Genomic DNA, 12,290 nt, shown 5'->3' on the forward strand with positions numbered 1-12,290 from the left:
TCCGCCGTACGGGCCCTGCCGGCCGACGACCCCGGCCGCGCGGGCGTCGCGGCCCGGCTCCGGGACCTGCTGACGGAGCTGAAGAACGACACGGAACCCGCCGACGGGGACGACGACGCGGTGACGGCGGCGACCCTCGACGAGATCTTCGACATCGTCGACGACGAACTGCGCAGGTCCTGACCGCCGGGACGGGGTGCCTCGCACCCCCCACCCCGGCACAGGAACTGTTCGTGGCAGAGAAGGGCCAAGAGTGAAGATGACCAGTGACGAGAAGGTTCTCGACTACCTCAAGCGCCTGACCGTCGACCTGCGCAGGACCCGGCAGCGGCTGCAGGAGGTCGAGGAGGGCGCCCGCGAGCCGATCGCCGTCGTGGGCATGGCCTGCCGCTACCCCGGTGGCGTGCGGTCGCCCGAGGACCTCTGGGAACTGGTCGCGACCGGCACGGACGCGATCACCGGATTCCCCGTCGACCGGGGCTGGGACCCGGACCTGTACGACCCGGACCCGGCCCGGCACGGCCGGGTGTACGTCCGCGAGGGCGGGTTCCTGCGCGACGCCCACCGGTTCGACGCCGGCTTCTTCGGGATCAGCGGGCGCGAGGCCCTGGCCATGGACCCCCAGCAGCGGCTGCTGCTGGAGACCTCCTGGGAAGCCCTCGAACGCGCCGGCATCGACCCGGCCGGCCTGGCCGGCACCCGGACCGGCGTCTTCGCCGGGGTGATCTACCAGGACTACGCGTCCCGACTGCGGCGCGTACCCCCCGAGTTCGAGGGCTACATCGGCAACGGCAGCGCCGCGAGCGTCGCCTCGGGCCGGGTGGCCTACACCTTCGGCCTGGAGGGCCCGGCCGTCACCGTCGACACCGCCTGCTCGTCGTCGCTGGTCGCCCTCCACCTCGCCTGCCAGTCGCTGCGGCTCGGCGAGAGCACCACCGCGCTGGCGGGCGGCGTCACCGTGATGGCCTCCCCGATGGCGCTCGTCGAGTTCAGCCGCCAGCGCGGACTGGCCCCGGACGCCCGCTGCAAGGCGTTCGCCGCGGGCGCCGACGGCACCGCCCTGGGCGAGGGCGCCGGCATGCTCGTCCTCGAACGGCTGTCGGACGCCCGGCGGAACGGCCACCCCGTGCTCGCGGTGATCCGGGGCAGCGCCGTCAACCAGGACGGCGCGAGCAGCGGACTGACCGCGCCCAGCGGGCCCGCCCAGCAGCGCGTCATCCGCCAGGCCCTGGACGCCGCTGGCGTCCGGGCCGCCGACGTCGACGCCGTCGAGGCACACGGCACGGGCACCACCCTCGGCGACCCCATCGAGGCCCAGGCCCTGCTCGCCACCTACGGCCAGGACCGGCCGGACGGCCGGCCCGTCCGGGTCGGCTCGGTGAAGTCCAACATCGGCCACGCGCAGGCCGCCGCCGGTGCGGCCGGTGTGATCAAGATAGTGATGGCGCTGCGGCAGAGCGTCCTGCCGCGCACTCTGCACATCGACGAGCCGTCGCCGCACGTCGACTGGTCGGCCGGTGCGCTGTCCCTGCTCACCGAGCCCACACCGTGGCCGGCGGACGGGCGGCCCCGGCGGGCCGGGGTGTCCTCCTTCGGCGTCAGCGGCACCAACGCGCACCTGGTCCTGGAGGAGGCACCGGGCCCTGTGGAACCGGCGGCCGAGGGCGATGGTTCTGCGTCCGGCCCATCCGTCCTGGGTGTGGTGCCCTGGCCGCTGTCCGCGAAGTCCCCCGAGGCCCTGCGCGAGCAGGCAGCCCGGCTCCTCGCCCACCTGGACGCGCACCCCGACGAGAGCGCCGCCGACATCGGGGCCGCCCTCGCGCGTACCCGCTCGGTTTTCGAGCACCGCGCGGTGGCTCTCGGGGCCGACCGGGATGAACTGAGCCGGGTGGTCGAAGGGTTGGCCGAGGGGAACGCGGGGCCGGTGGCAGCCCACGAGGCCACGAAGGTCGTCTTCGTCTTCCCCGGCACCCTCGCGGGAGGGGGTGCTGTACGTGAACTCCTGGTTGAATCCCCGGAGTTCGCCCGCCGCATGGAGGAGTGCGCCGCCGCCCTGGCCCGGACCGTCGAGGAGATCCTGCGGAACGCGGAGGGCGGGCCGGGCGACGAGGCCGACGCCCGTGCGGCGCGCTGGGCCGTGATGGTTTCGCTCGCCGCCCTCTGGCGCCACCACGGCGTACGGCCCGCCTCGGTGGTGGGCGACGGCATCGGAGAGATCGCCGCGGCCTGCGCGGCGGGCGTGCTGTCCCTGGAGGACGGAGCGCGCGCGGTGACCGGGCGCGCCGCGGACGCCGTCACGCCGCGCGCGGCGGAGCTGCCGTTCCACTCGACGGCGGGGTCTGTGGGTGAGGACAGCGCCGGCTGGCAGCGTGCGGACCGGCCGGAGCACGGACTCCGGCCCACCGTCCGGGAGCTGGCGGGACGCGCTCGTACCGTCTTCGTCGTCATGAGCACGGACCCCGCGCCCCTCGCCGAGGTCACCGAGGGTGCACGGGACGGCGGCCCGGACTCCTTCGCCGTCCCCGCGCTGCGCCATGATGACAGCGGCGCGCGCGGCTTCCTGGCTTCCCTCGCCGACGTGCACGTCCGCTCCGCCGCCGTCGACTGGTCCGCGGCCCTGCCGGTCGCGGGCATCCGCCGGGCGGACCTGCCGACCTACCCCTTCCGGCGCCGCCGCTACTGGCTGGACGACGCGCCCGCCACCGGTGACGTGGCCTCCGCCGGGCTGGGCGCCGTCGACCACCCGTTGCTGAGCGCCGCCGTCGAACTGCCCGAAGGCAGCGGTGTGTTGTACACCGGCAGGCTGTCGACGCGAACGCATCCGTGGCTCGCCGACCACACCGTCCTCGGCCGGACCCTGCTGCCCGGCACGGCCTGCCTGGAACTCGCCCTGTGGGCCGCCGCCCGCGCCGACTGCGACCTCGTCGAGGAACTGACCCTGCACGCCCCGCTCGTCGTCCCCGGCGGCCTTCCCGGGGATTCGTCCGGCGTCCGCCTCCGGCTGGCCGTGACCGACCCCGACGCGTCCGGCCGCCGCGGCATCACCCTCGACGCACGTCCCGACGGTGACCAGGACTGGACCCGGCACGCGAGCGGCACCCTGGCCACGGGCGCGCCGGTCGCCGCGTACGACCTGATGAGCTGGCCGCCGAAGGGTGCCGAGGAGACGGACGCCACCGCCTTCTACGAGCGTGCCGCCGCCCGCGGATACGCCTACGGCCCGGCCTTCCGCGGCCTGCGGGCGCTGTGGCGGCGCGGCGACGAGGTCTTCGCCGAGGTCTCCCTCGACCAGGACCGTCAGTCCGAGTCCGGCCGCTTCCGCCTCCACCCGGCCCTGTCCGACGCCGCCCTCCAGGCCCTCGGCGCCCTGACCGAGGACGACGACAGCCGTCAACTCCCCTTCTCCTGGCGCAACGTGACCCTCCACGCCCCCGGCGCCGCCTCCCTCCGCGTCCACATCGCCCGCACCGGCCCGGACACCGTCACCCTCCACGCCGCCGACCCGGCCGGGACGCCCGTCGCCTCGGCGGGCGGCGTCGTCCTCCGGTCCGCCGGTCCGGCACGGGACGAGACTGTGACGGGCGGCCTGTACCGGCTGGACTGGATCCCGGCAGCTGCCGTGTCCGATGCGGATGTCCGCGCTGCTGCCTTGTCGGGTGCGGATGACGTGGCGGCAGGCGCGTCCGGTACCGATGCCGCTGCTGTACTCCTCGGTGCCAGTGACACAGCCCTCGTGACCGGCGTCCCCCACACCGCCGTGTACCCGGACCTCACCTCCCTCACCGAAGCGTTCGAGGCGGAAACTCCCGCTCCCCGCGCGGTGATCGCCCTCCTGCCCGCCCACGCCGGTGACCCCGGCTCGGACGCCCTGCGCTCGGCCACCCGGGCCGCTCTGGACCTCGCCCGCACGTGGATCGGAAACCCCCGCCTCAGTGGGGCGACGCTCGTGGTCGTCACCTGCGGCGCCGTGGCTGCCCGACCCGGCGAGGACGTCCCCGACCCGGCCGCCGCGGCGGCCCTGGGTCTGCTGCGCACGGCCCAGTCGGAGCACCCGGGCCGGATCGTCCTCCTCGACACCGACGCTCCGGTGGACATCCGGGTCGTCGCGGCCGTGCTGGCGGGCGACGAACCCCAGTTGGCGGTGCGCGGGGGCGAGATCCTGGTTCCGCGACTGATGCAGGCCGCCCGGCCCGCCGGTACCGGAACCGCGGCGGATGCGGCCCATGGCGCCCGCACCGACGCCGACGCCGACACCGGCATCCGCATGGACGAGCGCACCGAGGCCGAGCCTGCCGGCGGCGATGCCGCCGCCCTCGACCCGAGCGGCACCGTCCTCGTGACCGGCGGCACCGGAGCCCTCGGCGGCGAAGTGGCCCGGCACCTCGCCCGGAGCGGCGTCAGCAGGCTCCTGCTCACCGCGCGGCGCGGCCAGGAGGCGCCCGGAGCAAGGGAGTTGGTGGCGGAGCTGGCCGGACTCGGCGCGGAAGCCACCGTAGCCGCCTGCGACGTCTCCGACCGCGCGGCACTCGCGGAGCTCCTGGAGAGCGTGCCCGCCGGGCACCCGCTGACGGCGGTGTTCCACGTCGCGGGGGTCACCGATGACGGCGTCCTGGACGCGCAGACGCCCGAACGCCTGGACGCCGTGCTGCGGCCCAAGGCAGACGCCGCCTGGCACCTCCATGATCTGACGAAGCGTCACAATCTGGCGGCGTTCGTGATGTTCTCGTCCGCCGCAGGTACGTTCGGCTCCGCCGGGCAGGCCGGCTACGCCGCGGCCAACGCCTACCTCGACGCTCTGGCCCGACACCGGCGCTCCCGGGGCCTGCCCGCGCAGGCTCTGGCCTGGGGGCTGTGGGCCCGGGGAAGCGGACTCACCGACGCCCTGGACGCCGCGGGGCGGGCGCGCATCGGCCGGGCGGGCGTCCTGCCGCTGGCCACGGAGGACGCACTCGGGCTCCTCGACGCCGCCCGCGCGGAAGGGACGCCGGTCCTGCTGCCGCTCCGGCTGGACACCGACCGGCCGCGCGCCCAGGGCACGCCCCCCGCACTGCTGCGGGCGCTCACCGGAACCCCCACCCCGTCCACGACTCCCCAGGCGACGGAACCCGAGCAGGAGCAGCCCGCCCCGCAGAGCGACGGCCCGCTCGGCCGGCGGCTCGCCGCCCTGCCGGAGGCCGAGCGGCGGCGCGTCGTGCTCGGGCTGGTCCGGACGCATGCCGCGGCCGTCCTGGGCGAGGCGACTCCGGCGGACATCGCGCCGGACCGCGGCTTCGTCGACCTCGGCCTGGACTCACTGGCGGACCTCGAACTCCGCGACCGGCTCCACGAGGCGACGGGACTGCCCCTGCCCACCACGCTGATCTTCGACTACCCGACGGCGGCCGTCCTCGCGGACCACCTCTGCGAGGGGTTCGCGGCCACCGCACCCGCCGGGGACGCCGGCACCGGCCTCGACGAGCTCGACGGAGAGCTCGACCGCCTGGAGGCGGCCCTGACCCCGTACGCCGACGACGACGGGGCGAGGGCGGCCGTGACCCTGCGACTGAAGGACATGCTGTCCCGCTGGGAATCCGCCCCCGGCGCACGGGACGCGGACGCCGGGCAGGACAGCGGCACCTCCGACGACTTCGCCACCGCCACCGACGACGAGCTCTTCGAAGCGCTTCGAGAGCTGCGCACCGCAGACCGCGGGTGACCACCGAACCGCACAGTCCCCTGAGGAGCTGGCTCGAAGTGAGCAACGAAGAGAAGCTGCGCGAACACCTCCGGTGGGCGACCGCCGAACTCAAGGAGACCCGACGCCGGGTCAGGGAGCTGGAGGACGGCGACCGCGAGCCCGTCGCCGTCGTCGGCATGAGCTGCCGGCTGCCCGGCGGCGTCGGCTCGCCCGACGACCTGTGGCAGCTGGTCGTCAAGGGCGCCGACGCCATCGGCGCGCCGCCCGCCGACCGGGGGTGGCGCATCGACGACCTCTACGACCCGGACCCCGAGTCGGACCGGCCCGGCACCACCTACGTCCGCGAAGGCGGCTTCGTCGACGGGGCCGACCGCTTCGACCCGGCGTTCTTCGGGATCAGCCCGCGCGAGGCCCTGGCGATGGACCCGCAGCAGCGGCTGCTGCTGGAGGCATCCTGGGAGGCCGTCGAACGGGCCGGGGTCGACCCGCGCGGACTGCGCGGCGAACGCGTCGGCGTCTACGCCGGACTCATGTACCACGAGTACGGCAATCGCGGCATCCAGGTCCCCGAGTCCGTCGCGGGCTTCCTCGGCAGCGGCACCTCCGGCAGCGTCGCCTCCGGACGCATCGCCTACACCTTCGGCTTCGAGGGCCCCGCCGTCACCGTCGACACGGCCTGCTCCTCGTCGCTCGTCACCCTCCACCTCGCCGCCCAGGCGCTGCGCCGAGGCGACTGCACGCTCGCCCTGGCGGGCGGCGTCACGGTGATGGTCACCCCCGGCACCTTCGTCGAGTTCAGCCGGCAGCGCGGACTGGCCCCCGACGGGCGGTGCAAGTCCTTCGCCGCTGCGGCCGACGGCACCGCGTGGGGCGAGGGCGTCGCCATGCTCCTGCTGGAACGCCTGTCGGACGCCCGCCGCAACGGCCACCCCGTCCTCGCCGTGGTCCGCGGCTCCGCCGTCAACCAGGACGGCGCCAGCAGCGCCCTCGCCGCCCCCAACGGCCCGTCCCAGCAGCGCGTCATCCGACGCGCCCTGGACGACGCCCGGCTCACCCCGGCCGACGTCGACGCCGTGGAGGCGCACGGGACCGGGACGAAGCTCGGCGACCCGATCGAGGCGCAGGCCCTGCTGGCGACCTACGGCAAGGACCGGCCGGCCGACCGGCCGCTGTGGCTCGGCTCGCTGAAGTCCAACATCGGTCACACGCAGGCCGCCGCCGGGGCCGCCGGGGTCATCAAGATGGTGATGGCCCTGCGCCATGGAGTCCTCCCGCAGACCCTCCACATCGAGGAGCCGACTCCGCGCGTCGACTGGACGTCGGGCGCGGTGGAACTGCTGACGGAACGCCGCGACTGGCCGGAGACCGGCCGCCCGCGCCGCGCCGCCGTGTCCTCGTTCGGCGTCAGCGGGACGAACGCCCACGTCATCCTGGAGCAGGCGCCGGAGGAGGAGGCCATCCAGGCCGTCGCGAGCGGCGGTGACACTGCCGGCCTCGTGCCGTGGGTGGTGTCGGCGCGTTCCGCGGGGGCGTTGCGGGCGCAGGCCGGGCGGCTCGCGGAGGCCGTGCGCGATGCCGACCCGGGTCGGGTCGGGTGGTCGCTGGCGTCGGGGCGGTCGTCGTTCGAGCACCGCGCGGTGGTCATGGGGGACGGGCGGGAAGAACTGCTCGCCGGACTGGGTGTCCTGGCCGACGGCGGTGTGGCACCGGGGGTGGTGACGGGGACGGCCGGTGAGGTGGACGGCGCGGTGTTCGTGTTCCCGGGGCAGGGGTCGCAGTGGGCCGGAATGGCGGTCGAACTGCTGGATTCCAGCGAGGAGTTCGGGGAGTGGATCGGTCGCTGCGAGCGGGCGCTGGAGCCCGTTGTGGAGTGGTCGTTGACCGATGTGCTGCGGGGTGTGGAGGGTGCTCCCGGGTTGGACCGGGTGGATGTGGTGCAGCCCGCGCTGTGGGCGGTGATGGTCTCGCTGGCGGGGTTGTGGCGGTCGGTGGGTGTGGAGCCGGTTGCTGTGGTGGGCCACTCCCAGGGGGAGATCGCTGCGGCGTGTGTGGCGGGCGGGCTGTCGCTGGAGGACGGGGCGCGTGTGGTGGCGCTGCGCTCCCGGGCGTTGCTGGAGATCGCGGGAGAGGGCGGCATGGTGTCCATCCCCCTGTCGCCCGGGGAGGCGGAGGCGCTCGCGGGACGCTGGGACGGGCGGATATCGGTGGCGGCCCTCAACGGCCCGCGCTCCACGGTGGTATGCGGCGACGCGGGCGCGCTCGACGAATTACTGGCCCACTGCGAGGAGCATGAGATCCGGGCCCGGCGTATCCCGGTCGACTACGCCTCCCACTCGGAACATGTCGAGCGGATCCACGACCGGATCCACCAGGACCTGGCGGACATCCGCCCCCGCTCGGGTTCCGTCCCCTTCCACTCCACGCTGACCGGCCAGGTGGAGGACACCGCTGGTCTGGACGCCGACTACTGGTACCGCAACCTCCGCAACACCGTCCGCTTCGAATCCGTCATCAGCGGCCTGCTCGCGGCGGGCCACCGGGCGTTCGTCGAATGCAGCGCCCACCCCGTCCTCACCGTCGGCGTGGAGGAGACCGCCCAGGAGGCTGGCGTCCCGGCTGTGGCGGTCGGCTCCCTGCGCCGGGACGAAGGAGGCCGACGACGGTTCCTGACCTCAGTGGCCGAGGCGTACACCCGGGGCGTGCCCGTCGACTGGACCACTGTCTTCCCCGAAGGCGCCCGTGCCCTCACCGAGTTGCCCACCTACGCCTTCCAGCGCGACCGCTACTGGCTGGAGGGCGGCACCGCCACCGGCGACGTCACCGCCGTCGGCCTCCGGGCCACCGGTCACCCGCTGCTCGGCGCGGCCGTCCCCGTGGCCGGCGGGGACGGGCTGCTGCTCACCGGGCGGGTCTCCGTCGAGACGCACCCTTGGCTCGCCGACCACTCCGTGTGGGGCACCATCCTGGTGCCGGGTGCCGCGCTCGTCGAACTCGCCGCCCAGGCAGGTGATGTGGTCGGCAGCGGCACTCTGGAGGAGCTGACGCTCCAGGCGCCCCTCGTCCTGCCCGAGTCCGGCGGCGTCCATCTCCAGCTCTCCGTCGGCACGGCCGACGAGGACGGCCGCCGGCCGCTCGCCCTCCACTCCCGCCCCGAGGGCGCCGCACCCGACGCCCCATGGACCGGCCACGCGACCGGCTTCCTGACCGCGGATGCCGCACCCCGGGCCGACTGGGACCTGTCCGCCTGGCCGCCCCCGGGAGCCACCCCGGTCGCCGTCGACACGCTGTACGAGGACTTGGCCGAGGACGGCCTGGGCTACGGCCCGGCGTTCCGCGGGCTGCATGCCCTCTGGCAGCGGGGGGACGAGCTGTACGCCGACGTCCGGCTGCCGCGTGAACAGCAGGAAACGGCGGGTTCGTTCGCCCTGCACCCCGCCCTGCTGGACGCCGCCCTGCACGCGGCCGCGGCCCGGTCGTCCGGCGAGGTCCGGCTGCCGTTCGCCTGGACGGGTGTCACCGTGCACGCCACCGGCGCCACCGCCCTCCGCGTCCACCTCACCCCCACAGGAACCGACGGCCTGTCACTCAGGGCCGCCGACGGCTCCGGTGCCCCCGTCGTGACCGTCGCGTCGCTGGTGAGCCGTGCCGTCAGCCGGGAACAGCTGGAGGCGGCCGGGTCCGCGCGCCACCACGACTCCCTCTTCCACGTCGAATGGGCGGAAGCGGCCGCCGAAGAGCGGGAGTTCGACTGGGCCCTGGTCGGTGACGACGACCTCGGCCTGGCCGGCGGGCGGCAGGACGTGCCCGTCCACCCGGACCTCGCGGCGCTCGCCACCGCCCCGGCCGTGCCCGGCACTGTCGTCGTCCCCTGCCGCTTCGACACCGGCGATGCCGCAGCCCCCGTCGGCGAAGCGGCCACAGCGGTGACGCACCGGCTGCTGGCCCTGCTGCGCGACTGGCTGGCCGAGGAGCGCTTCGCGTCGTCCCGGCTCGTCCTCGTCACCTCGGGCGCGGTGCCCGCGGCCCCGGGGGAGACCGTGCGCGACCTGGCGCACGCCGCGGTGTGGGGCATGGTCCGCTCCGCCCGCACCGAGCACCCGGGCCGGTTCGTCCTGCTCGACATCGACGGGCTGCCCGGCTCCCGCCGTGCCCTGCCCACCGCCCTCGCCTCGGACGAGCCCGAAACCGCGCTCCGCAACGGGCAGTTGCTCGTCCCCCGGCTCGCCCGCACCGCCGCCGGGCGGTCTCTGGAACCGCCGCAGGACGCGCCCGACTGGCGGCTCGACGTCACCAGCAAGGGCACCCTGGAGAACCTGGCCCTCGTCCCCGCCCCCGAGGCGGCCGGGCCGCCGGGACCGGGGCAGGTGCGGATCGCCGTGCGTGCCGCCGGGATGAACTTCCGGGACGTCGTCCTCGGGCTCGGCATGGTCGACCAGGACGTCATGGGCGGCGAGGCGGCCGGCGTCGTCCTGGAGACCGGCCCGGATGTCACCGAATTCGCGCCCGGTGACCGGGTGTTCGGCATGGTCCCCGGCGCCTTCGGGCCGCACGCGGTCGTCGACCGGCGGCTGCTCGCGCGGATGCCCGACGACTGGACGTACACCGACGCCGCCACCGTCCCGATCGCCTTCCTCACCGCCTGGTACGGGCTGGTCGACCTCGCCGCCGTCCGGCCCGGCGACACTCTGCTCGTCCACGCGGCCACCGGGGGCGTCGGCCTCGCCGCGCTCCAGCTGGCGCGGCATCTGGGCGCCGAGGTGTACGCCACCGCGAGCCCCGCGAAATGGGACACGCTGCGGGCGCTGGGCGTGCCCGACGACCGGATCGCCTCCTCGCGCGACCTGGACTTCGAGACGGCGTTCCGGGCGGCGACCGGCGGGCGCGGGGTGGACGTCGTCCTCAACTCCCTCGCCCAGGAGTACGTGGACGCCTCGCTGCGGCTGCTCGCGCCCGGCGGCCGGTTCGTCGAGATGGGCAAGACCGACATCCGCGACGCGGGGACGACGGAGGCCGCCCACCCGGGCACCACCTACCGGTACTTCGACCTCATCGACGCCGGACACGAGCGCATCGGCGCGATGATGGCCGAGCTGATGGCCCTGTTCGGGCGCGGGGTCCTCCGGCCGCTCCCGGCGGCCACCTGGGACGTGCGCCGCGCCCCCGAGGCGTTCCGGTTCATGAGCAGGGCCCGCCACACCGGCAAGGTCGTCCTCACCATGCCGGACGTCCTCGACCCGGACGGCACCGTCCTGATCACCGGCGGCACGGGCGTCCTCGGCGGCCTGGTCGCCCGGGACCTCGTCGAGCGGCACGGCATGCGGCACCTGCTGCTGATCGGCCGCCGGGGCGCCGACGCCCCGGGCGTCGCCGGTCTCACCGCCGAACTCACCGCCCTCGGCGCCGAGGTGACCGTCGCCGCCTGCGACGCCGCCGACCGCGAGGCGCTGGCCGCCGTGCTCGCCGCCGTCCCCGCCGACCGCCCGCTGACCGGTGTCGTGCACGCCGCCGGGGTGCTGGACGACGCCGTCATCGCCTCCCTCACCGCCGAACAGGTGGACGCCGTCCTGCGCCCCAAGGTCCGGGCCGCGTGGAACCTGCACGAGCTCACCCGGGACGCCCCACTCGGCGCGTTCGTCCTGTTCTCCTCGGCCGCCGCCACCCTCGGCGGCCCCGGGCAGGGCAACTACGCGGCCGCCAACGCGTTCCTGGACGCCCTGGCCCGGCGGCGGCGGGCCGACGGCCTGCCCGGCCTCTCGGTCGCGTGGGGCCTGTGGGAGACCGCGAGTGGTATGACCGGCCACCTGGACACGGCCGACCTGACAAGGATGCGGCGCTCCGGCGTCGCCCCGCTGACCGACGCGGAGGGGCTGGACCTGTTCGCGGCGGCACTCGCCGGGGACCGGCCGCTGCCCGTCGCCCTGCGTCTCGACGCCGCGGCCCTGCGCGCCTCCGCGGGACCCGAGGGCGTCCCGCCGCTGCTGCGGGCCCTGGCCGGCGGACCCGTGCGGCGGACCGCGGAGGCCGGGGCGGGGGAGGGACGGGACGCCCTCGGCGCCCGGCTGGCCGCCCTGCCCGCCGCCGAACGCGACGGCGCGCTGCTGGACCTCGTCCGCGACCACGCGGCGACCGTCCTCGGCCACGCCTCACCGGAAGAGGTCCACGACCGGCAGCCGTTCAAGGCGCTCGGCTTCGACTCCCTCACCTCCGTCGAACTGCGCAACCGCCTGAACGCCGCCACCGGCCTCCGGCTCCCGGCCACCCTGCTCTTCGACCACCCGACCCCCGCCGACCTCGCCGCCCACCTGCGGACCCTGCTCCTGCCCGACGGCGGCAACGGCCTCGACGACCCCGGAACGGCCCGGAACGCGGCGGCCACGGGAGAGGACGGCGTACGGAACCTGCTCGCCACCATCCCGGTGGCCCGCCTCCGGGCCGCCGGACTGCTCGACCCCCTGCTCCGACTGGCCGCCGAAGAAGGCGAGTTGCCGCCGGACGGCCGGGAGGACGAGGACTCGATCGACACCATGGACGCCGACTCACTGGTGGACATGGCCCTGGACATGACGGACATCCGATAGCGCCCGGACGGCGGAGAACCAGCATGGCTGCATAC

The 12,290-nt window shown here is 75.3% G+C and carries 2 protein-coding genes; both read left to right on the plus strand.

The window, feature by feature from the left end:
* Positions 1–253: 253 nt before the first annotated feature.
* Positions 254–5,695 carry an SDR family NAD(P)-dependent oxidoreductase gene (locus HN013_RS15110; protein ID WP_398979733.1) on the plus strand — a complete coding sequence of 1,814 codons (5,442 nt, stop codon included), beginning with the start codon at positions 254–256 and terminating at the stop codon, positions 5,693–5,695.
* Positions 5,692–12,255: an SDR family NAD(P)-dependent oxidoreductase gene (locus tag HN013_RS15115; RefSeq protein ID WP_398979735.1), complete on the plus strand. Its 6,564-nt coding sequence runs from the start codon at positions 5,692–5,694 to the stop codon at positions 12,253–12,255. Before HN013_RS15110 ends, HN013_RS15115 begins: the two co-directional genes overlap by 4 nt.
* Positions 12,256–12,290 lie beyond the last annotated feature (35 nt).

It is taken from the genome of Streptomyces sp. I05A-00742 (genome assembly GCF_013055795.1).
Taxonomy (GTDB): Bacteria; Actinomycetota; Actinomycetes; order Streptomycetales; family Streptomycetaceae; genus Streptomyces.